Raw genomic sequence first — 18,839 nt, 5'->3', positions numbered from 1 at the left:
ACTTTCTTGGCCCGCGAGGAATGGGCTTCAGCCCAGGGGAAGAAAGTCTCGACGACGGCGTTGCGGCTCAGACGATCGAGGCGCAGCCGGTCTTCGGCCAGATCAAGCCATCGAGAGGCCAGGTGCGTCCGCGCGCCGAACACCACGAGGAGAAGACGTGGCTAGCATCGGCTGCAGCCTGCAAGAGGTCGGCTCGATCCAGCGTAGAGAAAGAAACAGCGTACGAGAAAAGACGGACATCCTTTGCCGGAATGCAACTGCGACCGCGACCGGGCGACTTTCCACTACGCGCTGCGCCGAACAATCGGCATCCCGGTCCTCTTGCGCTCCGAAGGGGTCCCCCCCCCCACGGCACAGATCGACAGGCCCGATCAGTGCCGACCAAACGGTTAGACCCGGAGCGAAGGATCACCCGTCGCCCGTATTGGCCGCAAAGACGGATAGCCTCGCCGAGAACCGCTCTGCCCGATTGAGACGGGCGCGCTCCAATACTGCGCCAGACCAACGACGAGGCTCCAATGCTGAGGATGGTGGAGGTCGCCTTCCAGACCAGTTCACGATTTAAAATATGTGCGAGACCACGCATCAAGACGCTGGGCACTGGCCATGCAATTGCACCTGATTTGACGATGAGAACGGCGCTTACGCGCCGCCATCGCCGAACTTCCAGACAGGAATGCCGAGCCGCCTCGCCTTGTTGTCCTGGATGCCGGTGCCAGGGAAGGCCATGACTCCGATTGGCACCAGCGCCAGCATCGCGTCGTTGCGTTTGAACGGCGCAGCCTTGGCGTGCTTTATCCAGTCGGGCTTAAAGGCGATTTGCGGTACTTTGCGGTTCGTCGCCCATTTGGCGGCGATCAGTTCGGCGCCTTTCGGCGAGCCGCCGTGCAGTAGAACCATGTCGCTGTGCTTGGCGTGGACCTTGTCGAGACGGTCCCAGATGAGACGGTGGTCGTTGAAGTCGAGGCCACCGGTCAGTGCGACCTTGGGTCCGGCCGGCAGCATCACCTGTGTCTCGGCGTGGTGTTTTGCGGAGAGGAAATCTCTGGAGTCGATCATCGCCGCAGTGAGGGAGCGGTGGTTGACAAGTGATCCGGAGCGGGGCCGCCAGAACGAGCCGGTGTGGGCCTCAAAGCGCTCGATGGCCTGATCGCGGAAGACCTCCATGCAGTTGCGACGCTCGATCAACGAAATGCCCTCCGCGGTGAGCCGCTCGAGTTCGACCGATCGGATCTCCGAGCCGTCCTGCTCACGTTGACTCTTCCGCTGCGCTTGTTCGTTGCCGTCGAGCTCGCGCTCGATATGGTGCGTGGCGCGATGGAACAGATTGACAGTCGACCAGAGCAGGTCTTCTAGTGTTCCGTCATTGACAGACGATTCACAAATCGGCGCGAACCTGCAAGTCTGCGCCGATGAGGAAGATCGAACAGATTGCGGTCGGCGCGACCGATCGTGAGCGACTGGAGCGGCTGGTCCGGGGCCGGAACACGCCGCAGAAGGTGGTTTGGAGAGCACGGATCGTGTTGCTGGCAAGCGATGGACTGACGGCGGAGGCGATTGCGGCAGCGGTTGGCAAGAGCCTGCTGACCGTGCGCCGCTGGCGTCAGCGCTACTTGGCGAAAGGCGTGGACGGGCTGCTGAAGGACGCGACCTGGCCATCGCGCGTCAAACCGTTGTCGCCCGAAAAGATCAAGCAGGTTGTGCACATGACGCTGCACGAGAAGCCGCCAAATGCGACCCATTGGAGCGTGCGCAGCATGGCGAAGGCGGTGGGCCTCTCCTACAGCAGCGTCCAGCGTATCTGGCATGCGCACGAACTGAAACCGCATCTCGTCGACACCTTCAAAGTCTCGCGCGACAGGAACTTCGCTGCCAAGGTGGAAGACGTGGTCGGGCTCTATCTCAATCCGCCGGACAAGGCGCTGGTCCTCTGCGTCGATGAAAAGAGCCAAATCCAGGCTCTCGATCGTACCCAGCCCGGTCTGCCCATGAAGAAGGGCCGCGCCGGCACCATGACCCACGACTACAAGCGCAACGGCACTACGACCTTGTTCGCGGCACTCAGCATGCTGGACGGCAAGGTGATCGGGACGTGCATGCCACGCCATCGGCATCGTGAGTTCCTTCGCTTTCTCAGGCTGATCGACCAGCAGACCCCGCCCGGCCTCGACCTGCATCTGGTCGTTGACAACTATGCGACCCACAAAACGCCGGCCGTAAAGCGTTGGCTCAAGGCGCATCCACGCTTCCATTTGCACTTCACTCCGACCTCGGCCTCTTGGCTCAACATGGTGGAGCGCTTCTTTGCCGAGATCACTCGAAACCGCATCCGCCGCGGCACCTTCGAGAATGTCGCCGAACTGAAAAGCGCGATCATGGAATACCTGGAAAACCACAATGCCGATCCAAAGCCCTTCATCTGGACCAAGTCCGCAGGCGAAATCCTCGAAAAAGTCGCCCGTGCGAAACAAGCGTTAGAGTCACAACACTAGGTCGGGCTCCATGCGGGTATCGCTCAGGGTCCCTACGAGGGCATCGAAGATGTCGGCCACGGCGATCGCGATCGTCTTGCCTTCGGGAAGCGGCCTACCATCAGGCTCGTCGCTGAACGGTCGGTAGCCGAAGAGTTGCAATTCGGTCAGAACGTGATCGGTTGGAGACGCGGTGTGCGGCGGTTCGAATTCGGTGTCGTCACGATCGGTCATGGGCAGAGGTCCTTTGCCGGATCGGCCGCGCCCATCGCGGCCTTCGTGGCGATCTCTCAGACGGCGAGCGCGACGGACCAGAACCCGCAGCGACGTGTCCGCCGAAGCCCCAGGGCGTAGGTGGAAGCGGAGGACCGAAGCGGCAGCGGAGGATGGCAGAGGTGCGGCTATTTTGCCTCGCGATGCAAAGGCGGCATCACCCAAAGCTTATCTTTGTCTTGATCGCCGCCGGCGGAAAATAGCCGCACTTCTGCCATTGCCGGTCCGGTGCGCGGGCCGTCCGATCGCCCTCTAGAAGGCCGGGCGCGGCTCTGTCCGACGGCAGGGCTTCGCCCTGACCGGGCCGTCGACTTCGCGTTCGAACGCCGGACCTATTTCTCGATCGCTGTCCCCGAAGGCAAGAGGTGGCCGAGGTCCTGCGGTGCGATCTGAATGCGCAAGGCTGCCCGAAGGTCCTCGACGCCCAAGCTGCGCAGATCTTCATTGAAATCGCCAAGCAGAGGAGACAATGCGATCGCCTCGATACCGACCGCTTTGGCACGCTGGGTCAAGGCTGTCACAGCCGCATCTCCGGCCGTATCGGCGTCCCGGGCGATATAGAGCCTGCGCAGCCCAGGCGGGAGTAACATCGTGGCCAGGTGACTGGCCGAAAGCGCGGCGGCCATCGGCAAGGTCGGCAGTACATAGCGTAGAGAGAGCATGGTCTCCAAGCCCTCACCGGCCGCGAGCACGTCATTCGCCCCCCCGAATCGGACCGCATTGCCGAGAAGATCGCCCATTGCCCGCCGCGGCGTATCGACCGGGGCCTTACCCAATCGGACGGGATCAAAGCCTGCCGGATCGAGCCAGGTTCGGTGCACGCCAGTAATTCGGCCAGCAAGATCCGTGACGCAAGCTATCATCGCCGGCCAGGCCTCTGTGGGCGACTTGTCGTCCGGGCGGTAGTAGCAGCGTGGATGGAAGCGCAGGGCACCACCATGGTACGCCTCGGCGATGCCGCGACTGCGCAGATACGCCTCCACGATGGTGTTCTCAGTCGGCCCCGACATCGCGAACAGTCGTCGGGCTGCTTTTCGCGATCGGCCCCCGATCGCTGTAAGAACGGGTTGCGCCAGTCGCTGCGGATCCGGACGCGGAAGGTTGAGGAAGCGTCGCGCCTCTGCAACAACATCACGAAACTCGCTCAAGCCCATGCTCTCGCGAATGATATCGAGAAGATCGCCATGCTCGCCCGTGGCGGCATCCGTCCATCTGCCCGCTGGTCCTTTCGCGGATTCCTTGAGCCGGACGAACGTGGAGCGTCCCGGCGTGTTTCGGGCATCGCCGATCAGCCAGTAACCGCCCACGCGCCGGCCGTTGGAGAGATAGTGGCGGCACACCGCTTCGGCCTCGCGCGCGAGGCGGTGTGCCAATTCGGCAGCATCGCGTGGCATCACGCGGCCGCGCCTTCGCAGACGCCGTCGACCGGGTAGTAGCGTTCCGGGACCTCAGCCATAACTCTGGCGGCGCTGATGGCGGCGGCGACGACGACCCTGCGGAGCTTCCAGGAAATGATCTCGTGGAAGAGCCCGTAGGATTTGAGACGGTCGGGCATTCCCACGCTGAAGCCCGAAAGCCCAATGCGGTGCGCGTCTATGACGCGGACGCGCCAAAGCTGCGGGCCACTGGCAAGGTCAACGCTCTTAGGCAATTGCTCAATCGAGACACCAGCATTCGCTTGGCGGACATTCAACCGGCTCAGCACCATCCTGCTGGAGGAGACATCGTGCGAGGACGACAACGCGATCTTTTGGGCAGCCTTTAACATTCTTGTTCTCCACGACGAGCGGCCGAAAGCCTCTCTCTCGGCCCCCAACCCGTCGCGGAAACTCGCTCCGCCCTCTCACTCTATTTTCCGATAACAAATCGAAGATCGTTCATGCGGCCTCGCAATCGGCAGCTTGCGCCGTTGTGGCCGCCGCGGCCTCTGGCAGGAATCCAAGAAGACAGTCGGTAACCTTGCTGGCCTGCGAGGCAGCCACATCGCGCAATTGTCTTCGCGCAAGGACTTGAGCCAGGCGCGGATGTAATCGGCATGCCGCACGGTTGGGACGATGCGCAGCGACGCGCAGCAAAAGGCGGCGGAGATTTCGGTGCGTTGTCTGGACAGTCAATCTGTCTCGGAGGATATCAGTTACGGAAATAGGCCGGTTTCCCGGCCTATTTCCGACGAGGGCTGAAATGAGACAGTTTGTGTGACCGCGCCCTTCAGACGCGACGATATCGATCAGTCATCGAAATGGGATGTTATGAGCGCTCTTCGCCTGCGGTCGGGAATGCGATCGTCGTCGTAGAGGCTATCCTCGGAACGCTGAAGGGCGATCCGCTTAGCTTCGTTGGCATCCGTGGCCTCGATCACATATCGCTCGGCGCCATAGACCGTATCATCGTTCAAGAACTCGATGATCACGTCGAAACGACTGGTGACAGAATGCCGTTTATTGCTCATGTGTCTACTCCATTAGCGATGTATAGCACGATCCGAAGGTCAGTGAAGCGTCGGTTAGTAGAGGTGCCTACGCGGCGCCTCTGCTGTGCTGATGAGTGTTGGCCTGGAGGGCATGCATCCAGTCGGCGATCTCTTGTGCCTTGCTCGCGGCCGTGAAAATGGCGCGTTTGTCGGAGCGCAGAACTTTGAGCCAGGACGCGATATAGCGGGCGTGATCCGGTCGCGGCTCGACACTCAGATTGAGGTCGGTGCAGATCATGGCGCTGAGCAGCTCGACAATGCATTCCTCCATGGCATACGCGGCCGAGCCGAACCGTCCGCTGAGATCGCGATCGAGGCGATGCTTGGCTCCCGAGGCGTGCCCACACTCGTGGAGCAACACGGCGTAGTAGGCAATGGCGTCGCGGAAGCTGGCGAACGCCGGCATCTGCACGTAGTCCCTGGATGGGACGTAGTAAGCTTCAGAGCCGCCGTGCCGGATGTCGATGCTAAGCGCCGCACAGAAGCGCTCGGCATGCGCGACGCGTTCGGTCTCCGGCAGCGCCGGCATCTCGGGCGGCGTGTAGCCGTCAACCTGCGCACAATTGAAGACGACATAGCCGCGGGCGAACATACGTTTAGCCGGTTCATCACGATCATCATCGCCGTTCTGACGATCGACCTCGTGGTCACGGCCCGACTGCTTCCAGAACACCACTAGATGGCCGCGTTCACCCGTGCGCACCTGAGCGCCGAGTTCGTGCCATTGGCGATAGGTGCCCCAGATGCCACTCCGATACCCGATCGCGCGCGCCGCAGCCCAGAGTGCGACGATGTTGACGCCGCGATAAGCCTTGCGTGACGCGACATTGATCGGCCTTGCAATGGACGATCCGTCGTGATGCCAGGGCATTCGGTACTCGCCGGCGCCGGCCTCGATGGCGGCGATGATCTGGTTGGTGACGCGCTCGTAGATATCCTTGCTGGCTTGGGCCTGGTGGTTGCGATTTGTGGTCATCGGTCTCTCCTGTGCTCGCCCTCTCCGTCGAGGGCGAGGCATCAGGGGCAGACGCGGCAGGCCGGCCCGTCACACCCTGTTCTCGGTTGCTGGTGCGGAACAGGGTTGACGGGTCGGCAGCGTCTGCCACAACCGAGCCCTACCTCGACGGGCGAGCACAGTAGGGACGGTGATCATGCGCGCGGCCGCCGCGGGACCATGCGCAATGAGGATGTGGCGCGGCCCTCAGCCTGCCCTGTCGCGAGGTAAGCGCCGTAATAGCGGAATGATGTTGGCCTGACGCGATTGGGCCAGCTCATTCTTGGCGTGATCTGCGCATCGCGTTCGGCGACTTGCAACGTCAGCATCTGGATGTGCTGGGCGAGCGTGCGGGTCAGTATTTCGCTGCTCGGGCATCTCGGCACCGCGAACGGTTTCCCAGCGCGGCTTCGAGGGTGCGGATGCGCTGCTTCAAAGCGTGGGGAGATGATCGCCGTTGGTGGGCTTCGGCGGCCCGACACGCGGCGAGAAGATCGGCGGCACGGTTCGCAGTGGCCCGGCTGACGCCCGCCTCACGCGCCAGGTTGGCGACGGTGAGTGCGCCATTCGTGCGCGGAGGTCGACCATCGAGCAATCTTACCATCGCCGCCCGCAAGACCGCCGCGCTCGTCGGACCCGTTTGTGCACCACCATCCGTAAGCGGTCCGATCAGCCGGCGCTTACGTTCGTCGTCCCGGGAGATGGCTGCGCGTTGCAGCGGGGACAGCAAGCGTCGGTGAGCAGGGGCTTCGCCCTCAGCGATCGAGGCCCGCCATGGTTTGAGATGGCGCGCGGTCAGGCAGGCGTTGGGGCAGCGATCCGGGCTACGTCGCGACAGAGCTGGCGCGACCCGTTCAGGATCGGGCGAACCTGCGAGAGACAGCGCGGTCGCAGCGTCGAAAAGGCAATCGTTGAGAAAGCCAACATGCAAGGTTCGGCCGAGATGGGCGAGCATGGTGCGCAACCGCTTGCGGTCCGCGATCGGGCCGGGCAGATCGTCAAGCTGCACTGCACGCAGGCGAACTTGCGTCGCCGTCGCGCAGCGCCCGGTCCGGCCGGCCCTCATGGCGAGGGAACGCTTCATTGTGCGCGACGAGGTCGTCCTAGCGATCAGAGTGGCACCGATGTCGGCAACGGCCGCAGTGGCCGCAGTCACATGGAAGAGATTGGAAGCGGAGCAACTCGCGGGCGCGAGCCGCGCAAAAGAGCAGCCGCAGGAGCGTCAGCATCGCGCCGCCTTCAGGCGGGACGCGGGACCGACTGCTGTCCCGAGACCGGTTAACAAGGCACCCGCAGGAGGGTCAGCATAGCGCCGGCGCGGAACGCGACAGGACCCGGGGGCGAGTGCCTCCGGCGAGGGACACAGTTTTAAGCGCGAGGGATCGAAGCGATCGAAGGGCCGAGACGGAAACCGGCTCGGTTTTACGAGAGCCCGTTGCGGCACGTGCCGCACGCGCACAGATCAAGCCATGTGAATGGAGGCGATCGATGTCCATCACGTTGCGCCGGTCGCTCAAGGCCATCAAAGCGATAGTGAGTACTGTGGGCAGCACTTATCGTTCCGACCAGCAAAGCTGGCCGCGGCCTCCACGCCAGGTGAGGGACAGATTTGTCGGATTTCGCCATGCAGGTCCAAGCCGCAAGGCAACGCGACTCAGCCCCTGCATACCCGGTCGCGAAGGGCTGGATTGGGAGAGGTGTGGCAGCTTACCTCAGGGTTCCTCTATCTTGCCTAGGTTCCGGATGGCCAAGCCAGGATCAAAGCCGATTGCTTTTGCAATGTCGAGGAATTCTAGAACGCCGATCCTCAGCTCCCCGCCTTCAATCATCGCGACATACGATTGATAGCGGCCCAGGCGCTTTGCAAGTTGCGCCTGGGTCAGTCCTGCCGCCTTTCGTCGGTCCCGAATGAGCATCCGAAGCGCCTCATGCCTGACCGACCGAATCGTCTTGGACACCGCCCACCCCGCTCTTGACGGGGCGTCCAAATAATACGAATTTCAGATTATCTAAAAACCAGATATTTTGGCCTGACATGCCCACGCCGCCGCTTGATCCCGATGTTGCCGACTTAGCGCCCACCGACCCAATGCTGACGCCGTACGATGAGCAGCATCTGGCAACATACTGGCGTCTCCTTGACGCCGATGCCGAGGGTGCGGATTGGACAGAAGTTGTACGAATAGTGCTGCGCATTGATCCAGATCGCGAGCCGACGCGTGCACGCAATGTATTTGAGAGCTATCTGTCTCGCGCAAGATGGATGTCAGAGCGCGGTTACCGTCAGTTACTTCGCGGTGGAGCACTCAAGTAAAACAATTCGTCTCTTGGATAGAGGCATGTCGGCACGCGCCTCTTCGCTTCGAATGCCAGCCGGCGAGGCGATACGATGGGCCTGTTGTTTGTCTGGTTTCGCCTGACCGGCCTTTTCATGGTTAGGTTCCGGATGGTCTTCGGGGTGTTGAGCCGTGCAACAGCCCAAAACGGCGTTCGGGCCAGCCGATAGGACACCGAAGAACTCGCCCACGCGGAAGAACGATGTCGTGTAGGTTCGCGCAGTGTGGAGAAAGCTCGTAGCGCTTCCCTGAATCGAACCCCCGACATTCCAACCTTTAGCTCGTCCGAACTACCCGAATTTGATATCGTGCCATTCCGACAAGAGGAAATCCGACTGCAGGTTCAATGCAGCTTTAGCGGGACGTTTGTCGGAATGCCGATTTATTTTGCTACGGAAGCAACTGACTCTCCTCCAGCGGCCGAACATTGCCACACCAAGTAGATCTGCCGCATCGCTACTCGATCTAGGCATTCCCTGCGCTCTGTCGCTGATAGCGACCTTCAGGCGCGATCGGGCCGTCTATAAGTCCATCTGCGATAATATTGACTGCACCGCCGGGCAACCTAGGTGCGAACCGTTCGTGCATCGCGCTTAATGATCTTCATCGAGAGGCCAAGGGCAAAAGCTTCGGTGCTGCCAGAGCAACATCGGCGCACTTTCTCACCCACCGTACTTCGTCCGTGTACCCGAGAGACCGTGATCGCTCCTGTCAGTCTGCATAACGCGTCCTATTTCCACTCCGCGCCAGCCGATTCCCACACCTGCTCTCGCCGCCCCTTTTTCTCTGAAGCAGTCCAGCTTTACATACCGAGGTGGAGGTGATCGGAAGTCCTGGAAGCATGCAGGCCAAGAGCGATAAAAAGATCAAGCCACGCTGGATCGGCCCTTTCCGGATCTTACACCAGGCCAGGATCACTCGAGAGATCGTGCGGCTTAGTAACCGATATAGGTTAGACATTTACAAATCGACTGCATTGATGCGCGAACCGGCGTTCATCGCAACACGCACTCCCCTCCCCGCCCGGTATCCCCCGGTCGGCACGTGGCCTGCACTCATGCGCGCCGACATGGCCGCCGCCTACCTCGATTATCGAGATACAGCAGAACTCGCACGCGCCGTCCGGCGCGGGGAGGCCCCACCACCAATCGGCTATCATGGAACGGGGCGCATGCGGCAGCCAGTGTGGTCGAAGGCCGTCATCGATAGCCTCACTGTGCAAACCAGGGCTATGGGTCATAACAGATCGGAAGATTTGGCCTCTCTTGTATGAAATTAACCCAAGCTCCGTCGAAACTTCCCCGTTATTGCCGGCCAAAACCATTGAAAACTGGTCGATGGGCATACTTCTTTGAACCGCCGACTTGGGCTCGCAAGCAGGGCTGCCATGTCAAAGCTGAAGCACTGGGTGATGACTACGCGGCTGCCGTGGACCGAACCGAGAATGTGCTGTTGCCCGCCTTCGACAGCTGGCGTTCAAGAGGATTGACCGACATGGTTCCAGCTTCTCCCACGCCCGGCAGTTTCGATTGGTTGGTCAGCATCTTCCGCGCACATCAAAAGTGGAAAGAAGTGGACCACAAAACGCAGCGATTATATGAACAGGGGCTGGCGCTGTTCGCGAACCACCAATTAAAGGATGGTAGCCGCGCAGGCTCAAAGCAACTTTCTGATTTCACGAAAGCATTTGTGGATGCAGTTTACGCCAAGCTGCTGGTCGTGGAAGACGAAGACGCAGAGGGCAACGTAGTCAAGCGCGAGCGCCGCCGCTTTGCAAATGCAGCCATGACCGCCTGCAGGCGAGCATGGTTTGTTGGTCAGCGCGCTCAAGAAACGAAAGTGCCGGCGATAAACCCATTCTCGCGGATGGGCCTTAAAGCCCGAGCGCCTGGCCAGGCTGCGCGTCAAACGCCCACGGCAACTTGGGACGAGCTCGTTGCATTTAGAGCGGCCGCGAAGCAGCTTGGATACGGCTCAGTCGGAACGGCCGCGTTATTGACTTGGGAGTGGTTGCAGCGCGAGGAACACGTCTTTGGCGCTTTCGAGATCTCTCACTATCGACCAAAAGAGCGGCCGAACAGCGTGAAGATTGTGCATCCGAAGAATGGCGAGGAAGCTTGGTGGCCCCTGTTCGACGAAACTGGCGAGCCTCTTTTTCCCGAATTGATGGCGGAGCTCGACGCCATCAAGGAAGCGATCGTCTCGGGACTGGTCTTTCGGCGCGATCATGAGCACCGCAGGTCACGTACCCCGCTCCCGTGGATCACAGAACGCAAGGATCTGCGCTACCTCCGGAGTATCGTAAAGAAGATAGTTGCAGCAGCTGGGCTTCGAGGCGAACTCTCATTTACCTCGTTTCGTCATGGTGGCTTCACTGAGGGGGCCGACAGCGATCTCACAGACGCTGAGTTAAGAGCCGCCGCACGTCATCGATCGACACGCCAACTGCCAACCTACGCTAAGCGCACGCGTAAACAGCTGATCTCGGGCTCCAAGAAGCGTCGAGATGAGCGAACAAGAGCAGCGCTCGTCATTTGTTGGAATAACGTGCAATCTCTTGATTGACTGTGAAACTTCGCGCGTTGCCTCTTTGCGCTCGCCGCCGCGCGCGTACACCGCTTTGTCACTAACGGCTGGCACGGTGAGGTAAGCCGCCGTTGTCATGCCTTTCTGCCCCCCATCATTTCAGAGCTGCAATTGCGATCAAGCCTACCGAAATGAGAGCCACGCTGACCAGCTTCTTCAATGACAAGGGCTCTCCGAGCACGGTGACACCGATGAGTGTGCTGAACAGCACGCTGCACTCTCTGAACGCAGTGACGTTGGCGACGGGATTGAAGCTGAGCGCCCAGACGAACACGGTGAAGGACGCAAGACCAAGCACTCCCGCGATCAACGTTCGCGCTCTCGCCCAGGCCATCTTCGACCAAATGGCCGGTCCTTCAAGCCAACGCGCCACCGCCAGGAAGCCCACGCTGTCGATGACAATCAGCCATGCCGTGAAGGAGCCCCACCCCGAGCCGGCCCGCGTTCCCCAGGCATCGACAACCGCATAGGCAGCGACCATGAGACCGGCCGTCACGGCCGCCAGCAGCAGCCGAAGCTGCACGAGCCGCCGCTCGATGATCAGCCCGCAAACCCCGCACACGATGGCGAGGATCCCGACAAACTGGCCCATGCTGGGGAGCTGGTGCAGCCCCACATAGGCGATTGGCGCAGTAAACAGGGGAACGAACCCGCGCGCCAGGGGATAGGCCCTGCTGAACTCGCCATGCGCATAAGCGCGAGCCAGGCCGACCTTATAGCCAGCATGCAGGGCGACCGAGAGCGCCAGGATCAGGAAAACGTCCGGGCCCGGCATCGGAAGGAAAAACAGGAACGGCAATGTGACGGCTGCGCTGACGAGCCCCATGCCCGCGAGGATCGGCAGGCCGGAGCCGACCTTGACGATCGCGTGCCAGGACGCGTGAAGCACGCCCGCGATCAGCATCAGAACCGCTGCCGAAAAATCCAATCACCAAGCCTTTCCTCATGGCGCCCGCAAGGCGCGGCGCCCGGGCCTCCCGTCACCGCTGCTTGCGATCCGGCGACTTGATTTCACCGCAGCTTTGAGGCGGCCGCCCGCCGGCTGGCAGCGGCACCTATCACATCGCGTCGTCCGGCGCGGCCGAGGCACAGTACTCGCGCCAGAACTGACGATACCCTTCTTCGACCTCCCAATGATTGCGACGCTCCAACAGGGCCGAAGAATGTCGCGACTTCAGGAATGCGGAGACCACCGAACCCGCCAAAGCGCCAGGCGCGCCGAGTCGATCAAGGCAAGGCTGTCGTAGTTTCGGCGTGCGACCGTTCCACTTTTCGCAAAACTCCGCTTCAGGCGAGAAGAAGCCCACCCTAGTGGAAAAGGAAATTTATCGGATCATTTGTCCGGCAATCCCGAATTTGCTGAAAACGTCGCGTTCTTCGGTGCTCCCCTCCCTACCCGGCCAGGGTTGGCGGAACTTCCCGCGATTAACGCTTCAATAAGCATGCCGATTTAACCCGTTGGTAAAGATTGGTCAGGGCGGCTTTTCGAATGGATTCGGAAGCCGGGCGGGCCAAGCGAAACAAATCGGAAGAGGGGCTGCGCCGCGAGAAAGGGCCCGTTCGATGTTCGGGCTGGCAGCATCGCCGAACTAAGTAAGGAGTTTTCGTACGATGTCCAGGAAGTGCAGTACTTGTCAGCATGTGAAGCGGGCGGAGATCGATCGGCGCTTGGCCGCGGGTGAACCAGGCAGTCAAATCGCCAACGACTATCAGATCAACCCCTCGAGCCTGCACCGCCATCGCGTCAATTGCTTGGGCCTTGCTTCATCGAATGCCATCATGAAAGAAGCCGCGCGCGGCACCGCAGCGGTTACCTGCTTGCCCAGCAAGGAGGATCTCAACAGCGCGTATTTTAATCTGAGAGATCGGATTGACGAGATTGTTGCTCAGGCAAGAGCCGAGGGCTCTCTGCAGATCGCGCTGTCCGGACTGAATTCGATCCGCCACGCGCTGGATAGCATATCGCGGCTTTCAGGCTTTGATCGGCAAGGAGCGCAGGTCAGCGTCTCCGTCCAAACCAACGTCAATGTCGAGCTGGCAGTGATCGCCGAGCGCCTCATTCAGGCCTTCGATGATGAGCCGGAAACGAAAGCGCGGATCGCCCAGGCTTTGGTGGAGATAGATAGTGAGCAAGCGGCTTGAACTCGCCTATAGGATTGACCCGGCGTTATGGGTAAAAAAGGTCCTTGGTATCGAACCGATGGATTGGCAATCTCAATTCCTACGCGCCCGGCGCGGCGCCTCGATCATTGTGCTGACGGCGCGACAGATCGGTAAGACAACCACAGCCGCATGGGCGATTGCTCATTGCATGCTGTACAATCCGGGCGGGTTGAGCGTGATTGCCTGTCCCGCGCAGCGGCAGAGCGCCGAAGCGGTCCGCCGGGTGAAGGATATCCTGCTCCAGGTTGGGGCAAAACTTAGTGTCGACAACGTATTCGGGCTTGAGTTGGGCAACGGTTCGCGGGTCCTCGCACTGCCCGGGAGCGATGACTCGGTGCGCGGCCTCACCGTGGACGGCTGGATCATTGCCGACGAAGCCGCCCGGCTTTCCGAAGAGTTAATTGCGGCCGTCAGGCCGATGCGGGCACGAAAGCCGCAAGCGCGCTTTGCCATGCTATCGACGGCCTGGAGTCGTACCGATCCATTCTGGACCGTGTGGAGTAATGGCGATCCGTCCTGGCTGAGGCTGAAGGCCACCGCTGAGCTCTGCGGGCTCTACAGCGAAGAACAGTTGGCGCAGGAAATGCGGACGCTCGGCGAGATCGCCTTTAAACGCGAATACCTCGGCATTCCCGGCGGCGGCGGCGTCAGCCCGTTTGGCTGGGAGTTGTACGATCGGGCGACGCGGACTCTCGCTTCCTTGGTACCCGGGGCACCGATTTTCAATTCCAGGAAATACAGCCCCGACGACGTCAATAGCTGGCCGCTCTATAAGCCGATCATCGCCCATGATGTCGGGCGAAGCCGCGACCGATCGACGGCGGTGGTGGGTGGCAATAATCCATACGGTCAACGAGAACTAGGAATCGTTGCCGCGCACGAGCTACCGCAGAACCTGTTCGGATCGGAGCGCGCCAACGCATTGGCGGTGATTGATCGAGAGTACGATAACAGTTCACTCATTGTTGCCGACCTCAGTAATGACGCAACATATGGCGAGATTCTCGTCCAGACCTTTGGAAACCGCGTCATCGGCGTTCATATCAGCCGCCACGGTGACGGGATGGGAGCTGAGCGGCGGTTTACGCACTATGGTTCTCTTTTGGTCTATACGATCGGGAGAACTATCCTGCTCGAGCTGCTCCATCGCGAGTTCCAGTCGGATTTGATTCGCCTGGGCGACAGCAACGACATTCGGCGGGGGTACGAGCAACTCGCCAACTTGGATGTCGACTATCGCGAGGGCGGCACGGTCTATCAATGCGCACCGGGCCAGCACGACGACCTCGCGATTTCCTTCGCGATATTGGCCTGGGCGGCACAGCACCCGCACCTCAATATGTGGATGAGGGATGTAGAGGCGAGACGCCGGCCCCGGCCTCCCCGTCCGAAAGTTAGCTGGGGCGCTTGGACGTAACACTAGCGTCCCCTGCTTGTAACTTTAAGCACTAGCATTACAGTTGCATTTTCGTCTGAGGTGAGCGCGGCGAGCGTCGGCCTGGTGAGCTCGCCGCCAGAGCGACCATGCGAGAACACGGTCGATCGAGATGCGCCGTTGAGCGAGCTTGATAGCGATGCGACGGATTTCTTGGATCGACCAGCGGATCAGGAACGATGTTTGGTTCGCCGGCGTCGCGTTTTTTTGAGTGCTGGCTCAGCATTGGCCCGATGACGGATGACGGCCATCAGGGCAAAGGCAAGCATGACGAGTGAGACATGGCGATGCCAGCCATGCCAGGAGCGAGTTTCGTTGTGATCAAGGCCGAGCTCGTTATTGGCGGTTTCGAAGCTATCCTCGATGGCCCAGCGATGGCCTTCCACCGACACCAGCTTCTGGATGGACGTGCCTTTTGGGCACCATGTGGAGAAAAAGGCCAAGCTGCCGTCGGCAATATTGCAGCGGATCAGAAGACCCCGCGTCCATTCCTCGGCAAGGTCGTCGTTGTATTCGCTGGCGTCGAGATCGGCCAGCTCGAGATAGGCCCAGTCGTGCCAGCGTGGCCCTTTGGTCCCTTCGCCGGACGGCAGGCGGCGCCAGGCCTTCTTGGGAAGGCTCTGCGCGATGGCGGAGGCGGTACCGGCGACAGGCTGCTGCTTGCCCCAGGAATGGAACGCGTGATTGGAAGCAACACCCAGAACATAGCCTTTGCCCGCCTTGCGCAGCAGGGTTTCGATCTCACCCGTGCCATACACGCTGTCCGCCGCCACGAACGAGAACGGCACGTTCGCGGCGATCGCGTGAGCGATCATTCGACGCGCGATCTTGGGCTTCGTCGCAAAGCCCACATCGCTCGGTACATGTGCTGCCTTCAGGCGAGCCGGATCGTCCGTCCATTCCTTTGGCAAGTAGAGCGCCCGGTCGATGAAGGCATGGCCATAGGAGGCGGACACTCCGATCTGGCAATTGGTGATCTTGCCTGCTGAGCCTGTGTACTGGCGCGCAACCCCGGACGAGGCCTTGCCTTGTTTCAAAAAACCGGTCTCATCGATAACCAGAACCGCGTCCTCATCGCCCAGCGTTTCCAGCGCGTACTCGCGTACAATGTCGCGCAGCGCGTCGGCGTCCCACTGCCCCCGGCCCAGGATCGCCTGCTGGCGCCACGGGCCTGGATCGCCGGCCGCTCCGCTCGCATCCAACCCGTCTTGCGCGGCTCGTTGCCCAACAGTCCGTCGAGAAACCGCTCCGCCGACGCCGCGACCCGCTCCTGCGCAAACAGCGGACGGATGCGCTGCTTGGCATCTCGCAGCGACGATGCCCACCGCGTCAGCGTATCTTCAACTGACGCGCCACCAATCATCAGATCCCGAATCATGGTGACCCATGGATTCAGAACTCACCGCAAATAGCAACTGTAATGCTAATAGGCTCAGCATGAGCTCGACGCCCCGACGCGGCAGCGGGTGGGATGGCGACGCCATCCCACTAACAGGAGGTGTTGATGTCAACAGAAGGAAATCGCCGCGGCTTTATCGGCGGCTCGGATGCTCGCATCATTATGGGACAGGATGAAGCCGATCTGATCCGGCTCTGGCGCGAAAAGCGCGGCGAAATGGAGCCTGAAGATCTCTCTGAGAATCTGGTCGTCCAGCTCGGCAAGGTGACGGAGCAGCTCAACCGACAATGGTATGAGCTTTCGACCGGGCACAGGGTCAAGGACAGCCAAAAACATGTGCATCATCCGGTTCACAAGTGGATGGCAGCAACCCTTGACGGTACCGTCGAGGCCACCGGGGCGGTGTTTGAAGCTAAGTTCATGCTGCCGTGGGCCTTCAGCGAAGAAGCTGCCGCCGAAAAACACATGGCCCAGCTGCAGCACAACATGTGGGTCGTGCACGCACGAACGGCGGTCCTCTCCGTCATAACCGGCGGCGGAAAGTGGGTCGAGATCACGATCAATGCTGATCCGCTCTATCAGCATCTTCTGCTCACCGCCGAAAAAAAATTTTGGCGCTGTGTTCAAAGCGGTGAGGTGCCTCGCCTGTTCGGCGTTGAACCGCCGCGGCCGCGGCTTGAGGCCATCCGCACGGTTGACATGAGTTCATCCAATAGTTGGGCGGAATTCGCCACCGTCTACAAGCGGACCCGGACGGCTTATGAGGAACATGAGGCGGCTAAGGTTAGCCTCAAAAAGCTCGTCCCAGAGGATGCCAGAGAGGCCTTAGGCCATGGCCTGCGCGCCAAGCGCTCCAAATCCGGTGCGATCAGCTTCGAAATGCTGGAGGCCTCCCATGCAGCGGTCAAGTGAAACGATTGGAGCGATTGCGACCGCGCTCGCCAAGGCGCAGGCGGAGCTGAGCAACCCAGAGAAAACGCTCAGCGCCACGATCCCTGCCCGCAACGGCGAGCGAACCTTCCGCTACGCCTCACTCGCCAGCGGGTTAGACCTGATCCGAAAATGTCTGGGCCGGCACGAGATCGCGGTCATGCAAACAACCGCTGTGGAGCAAGGCCAAATCACCCTGACGACACTTCTGGTTCACGCCTCAGGAGAATGGGTGTCCTCGCTTTGGCCGGTCTGCCCTGCAGCTGAGCCGTCGGCCCAAGTCAAAGGAGCCGCCCTCACCTATGCGCGCCGCTACGCGCTTTTTACGCTGGTCGGAATCGCTGGCGAGGATGATCTCGATGCGCCGGAGCTCACCCAACTGCCCGAGCCCGAACCAGCGAAACCACGGAACGTGGCCAAGAACAGCCAGCGTTCCGCTCGCCTCCCGCCCCTTGGGCCCGAGGAGTCCGCAAAACTGCGCGACCAGCTCCTCGTGGAGCTGTCGACGGTCCGCGGCAATGAACTATTGGCGCTGTGGGCCTTGCGGTCGCTTCCCCTCAAGAACACCCTCACAAAGGAAGACGCAGCAGCCCTCGAGGCAGCCTATCTTACCAAGCGCGATGAAGCGAGCGAGAATGATCCAACATCCCACAAATCAGGCCCGCCTGGCGAACCAACCTCATTTCGACCCGACCATCTCCGCGAGCAGCAAGGCGATGCTCTTACGCCCGGGCCTAACGGGGTGGTCTTACCCTTGACAAAGCCGGTCCGCAAACGAAGCAAAGCCCACCTCGCCTTCGTGGCCTCGCAGCCCTGTCTGATCTGCAAGGCAACCCCATGCGATCCACACCATCTCAAAATCGCCCAACCTCGTTCGTTGGGGCGAAAGGTGAGTGATGAATTTACCGTGCCGCTCTGCCGCAAGCATCACCAAGAGCTGCACCGGCATGGCAACGAGGCGAACTGGTGGGCCAATATGCAGATTACCCCTATAACCATCGCAAGGGAGCTTTGGCAGCTGAGCCCCGCACACAGCGCGCCGATCGATGTCCCCGATAGCCTGCCGTACTAGGCTAGGCTAGCTAGAAACGGTAGAACTCATGGCCGGAGGGCAATCAAGCTTTAATCGGCTTTCTGAAAGGGACCAATGGCATTTGAGTTTAGCTGCAGGTATGTTCAGCGAAAGATCAGGATTCGAATTGTCAGATCCGATTTCGGTGGTGCGAACCAAGCCGGTCGTACCTCTTGAGGAGCCCAAACCGAGACTCACCCAAGGGGCGGCTGGCTCGCCAGCGCTAGTCACGGGTGATCGGCCAGATTTTGCGCCGATCACCCCGACCTTGCCAGCTTGTTCGTCGTACGAAGCCCTTTAGAGTCGCTTGGACCCGCGACGAATGCTGACGGCCTTATCAGCTTTTTGAGATCCTTCAGTGCCTTATAATATTGATTGCCGGTGACCAGACCGTCCACCGCATTGAGTTCCGTGCAGAGTGTGGGTTGATCTTTCGTCGCCTCGACCATCAACCGCAAATAGGAGCCCTGGTAACCTGCGGGGGCGGCCTCTAGGTACATCTGCTGAATGCAACAATAGAGTTGTTCGAGCGAGTTGATGGCGACACTCGGCTGAAGAAAATCTTTTGCGCGGAGTACCGGCGTATCGCCTTCGAGAACAAAGCGGGTTCTCTCACGAGAATTTGTGAGAACGCTCCTGCCGATGTACAGCTTCTCGAAAGGCCCTAAATCAAATCGCAGGGGCATCAGATACCTCGATCGTGATGCTGA

Annotated in this window: 15 protein-coding genes and 4 pseudogenes; 7 read left to right on the top strand and 12 right to left on the bottom strand. The window is 60.6% G+C overall.

What is annotated here, in order from left to right:
- Positions 1–642: 642 nt before the first annotated feature.
- Positions 643–1,356: pseudogene (locus tag P6U23_RS10935) on the bottom strand (DUF2493 domain-containing protein); the annotation flags it as partial.
- Between the two features lie 56 nt (positions 1,357–1,412).
- Between P6U23_RS10935 and P6U23_RS10930 the strand changes: the two are divergent.
- Entirely contained in the window at positions 1,413–2,492 is a 1,080-nt protein-coding gene (locus P6U23_RS10930) for an IS630 family transposase (RefSeq protein WP_407179696.1), read from the top strand.
- Here the strand turns inward: P6U23_RS10930 and P6U23_RS10925 are convergent.
- The 8 genes and pseudogenes from P6U23_RS10925 to P6U23_RS10890 form a co-directional block, all read right to left on the bottom strand.
- Positions 2,490–2,705: pseudogene (locus P6U23_RS10925) on the bottom strand (hypothetical protein); the annotation flags it as partial. The gene P6U23_RS10930 and the pseudogene P6U23_RS10925 overlap by 3 nt on opposite strands.
- Before the next feature lie 371 nt (positions 2,706–3,076).
- Positions 3,077–4,138: a toprim domain-containing protein gene (locus tag P6U23_RS10920; RefSeq protein ID WP_407181408.1), complete on the bottom strand. Its 1,062-nt coding sequence runs from the start codon at positions 4,136–4,138 to the stop codon at positions 3,077–3,079.
- The gene (locus tag P6U23_RS10915; protein WP_407179694.1) at positions 4,138–4,512 is read right to left on the bottom strand and encodes a hypothetical protein; all 375 of its coding nucleotides are present in this window, start codon (positions 4,510–4,512) and stop codon (positions 4,138–4,140) included. Before P6U23_RS10915 ends, P6U23_RS10920 begins: the two co-directional genes overlap by 1 nt.
- 109 nt (positions 4,513–4,621) lie before the next feature.
- Positions 4,622–4,836: pseudogene (locus P6U23_RS10910) on the bottom strand (zincin-like metallopeptidase domain-containing protein); the annotation flags it as partial.
- Between the two features lie 135 nt (positions 4,837–4,971).
- The gene (locus tag P6U23_RS10905) at positions 4,972–5,193 is read right to left on the bottom strand and encodes a hypothetical protein (RefSeq protein ID WP_407179693.1); all 222 of its coding nucleotides are present in this window, start codon (positions 5,191–5,193) and stop codon (positions 4,972–4,974) included.
- 67 nt (positions 5,194–5,260) lie between these two features.
- Positions 5,261–6,190: an ArdC family protein gene (locus P6U23_RS10900; RefSeq protein ID WP_407179691.1), complete on the bottom strand. Its 930-nt coding sequence runs from the start codon at positions 6,188–6,190 to the stop codon at positions 5,261–5,263.
- A gap of 373 nt (positions 6,191–6,563) precedes the next feature.
- Positions 6,564–7,217 carry a hypothetical protein gene (locus tag P6U23_RS10895; RefSeq protein WP_407179689.1) on the bottom strand — a complete coding sequence of 218 codons (654 nt, stop codon included), beginning with the start codon at positions 7,215–7,217 and terminating at the stop codon, positions 6,564–6,566.
- Positions 7,218–7,920: 703 nt separating this feature from the next.
- Positions 7,921–8,166, bottom strand: coding sequence for a helix-turn-helix domain-containing protein (locus P6U23_RS10890; RefSeq protein WP_407179687.1), 246 nt, complete (start codon positions 8,164–8,166; stop codon positions 7,921–7,923).
- Between the two features lie 77 nt (positions 8,167–8,243).
- On the opposite strand from P6U23_RS10890, the gene P6U23_RS10885 reads away from it, so the two are divergent.
- Entirely contained in the window at positions 8,244–8,522 is a 279-nt protein-coding gene (locus tag P6U23_RS10885) for a DNA -binding domain-containing protein (RefSeq protein WP_407179686.1), read from the top strand.
- A gap of 1,291 nt (positions 8,523–9,813) precedes the next feature.
- Complete coding sequence (locus P6U23_RS10880; RefSeq protein ID WP_407179684.1) at positions 9,814–11,109, top strand: hypothetical protein; 1,296 nt, start codon at positions 9,814–9,816, stop codon at positions 11,107–11,109.
- A gap of 115 nt (positions 11,110–11,224) precedes the next feature.
- Here P6U23_RS10880 and P6U23_RS10875 read toward each other — a convergent pair whose 3' ends face one another.
- Complete coding sequence (locus P6U23_RS10875; protein ID WP_407179682.1) at positions 11,225–12,058, bottom strand: EamA family transporter; 834 nt, start codon at positions 12,056–12,058, stop codon at positions 11,225–11,227.
- Between the two features lie 740 nt (positions 12,059–12,798).
- Between P6U23_RS10875 and P6U23_RS10870 the strand changes: the two genes are divergently transcribed.
- Together P6U23_RS10870 and P6U23_RS10865 are read left to right on the top strand one after the other, a co-directional pair.
- Entirely contained in the window at positions 12,799–13,272 is a 474-nt protein-coding gene (locus tag P6U23_RS10870) for a hypothetical protein (RefSeq protein WP_407179681.1), read from the top strand.
- On the top strand, positions 13,256–14,710 hold the full coding sequence (locus P6U23_RS10865; protein ID WP_407179680.1) for a terminase large subunit domain-containing protein: 1,455 nt from the start codon (positions 13,256–13,258) through the stop codon (positions 14,708–14,710). The genes P6U23_RS10870 and P6U23_RS10865 overlap by 17 nt, the downstream gene beginning before the upstream one ends.
- 188 nt (positions 14,711–14,898) lie before the next feature.
- Here the strand turns inward: P6U23_RS10865 and P6U23_RS10860 are convergent.
- A pseudogene (locus P6U23_RS10860) lies at positions 14,899–16,106 on the bottom strand (IS701 family transposase).
- 126 nt (positions 16,107–16,232) lie between these two features.
- Here P6U23_RS10860 and P6U23_RS10855 point away from each other — a divergent pair.
- Complete coding sequence (locus tag P6U23_RS10855) at positions 16,233–17,039, top strand: YqaJ viral recombinase family protein (protein ID WP_407179678.1); 807 nt, start codon at positions 16,233–16,235, stop codon at positions 17,037–17,039.
- Positions 17,023–18,129, top strand: coding sequence for an ERF family protein (locus P6U23_RS10850; protein ID WP_407179677.1), 1,107 nt, complete (start codon positions 17,023–17,025; stop codon positions 18,127–18,129). Before P6U23_RS10855 ends, P6U23_RS10850 begins: the two co-directional genes overlap by 17 nt.
- Before the next feature lie 257 nt (positions 18,130–18,386).
- Here the strand turns inward: P6U23_RS10850 and P6U23_RS10845 are convergent, their stop codons facing one another.
- Positions 18,387–18,815 carry a flagellar biosynthesis repressor FlbT gene (locus P6U23_RS10845; protein WP_407179675.1) on the bottom strand — a complete coding sequence of 143 codons (429 nt, stop codon included), beginning with the start codon at positions 18,813–18,815 and terminating at the stop codon, positions 18,387–18,389.
- Between the last annotated feature and the right edge of the window lie 24 nt (positions 18,816–18,839).

The organism is Bradyrhizobium sp. STM 3562 (assembly GCF_045571435.1).
Lineage (GTDB): Bacteria > Pseudomonadota > Alphaproteobacteria > Rhizobiales > Xanthobacteraceae > Bradyrhizobium.
This window is presented reverse-complemented; position numbering and strand designations above follow the sequence as displayed.

Coding starts and splice junctions, on each gene's coding strand:
- P6U23_RS10900 (WP_407179691.1), bottom strand. CDS start 6,190: ATGACCACAAATCGCAACCACCAGGCCCAAGCCAGCAAGGATATCTAC.
- P6U23_RS10845 (WP_407179675.1), bottom strand. CDS start 18,815: ATGCCCCTGCGATTTGATTTAGGGCCTTTCGAGAAGCTGTACATCGGC.
- P6U23_RS10850 (WP_407179677.1), top strand. CDS start 17,023: ATGCAGCGGTCAAGTGAAACGATTGGAGCGATTGCGACCGCGCTCGCC.
- P6U23_RS10930 (WP_407179696.1), top strand. CDS start 1,413: ATGAGGAAGATCGAACAGATTGCGGTCGGCGCGACCGATCGTGAGCGA.
- P6U23_RS10885 (WP_407179686.1), top strand. CDS start 8,244: ATGCCCACGCCGCCGCTTGATCCCGATGTTGCCGACTTAGCGCCCACC.
- P6U23_RS10905 (WP_407179693.1), bottom strand. CDS start 5,193: ATGAGCAATAAACGGCATTCTGTCACCAGTCGTTTCGACGTGATCATC.
- P6U23_RS10915 (WP_407179694.1), bottom strand. CDS start 4,512: ATGTTAAAGGCTGCCCAAAAGATCGCGTTGTCGTCCTCGCACGATGTC.
- P6U23_RS10855 (WP_407179678.1), top strand. CDS start 16,233: ATGTCAACAGAAGGAAATCGCCGCGGCTTTATCGGCGGCTCGGATGCT.
- P6U23_RS10920 (WP_407181408.1), bottom strand. CDS start 4,138: ATGCCACGCGATGCTGCCGAATTGGCACACCGCCTCGCGCGCGAGGCC.
- P6U23_RS10880 (WP_407179684.1), top strand. CDS start 9,814: ATGAAATTAACCCAAGCTCCGTCGAAACTTCCCCGTTATTGCCGGCCA.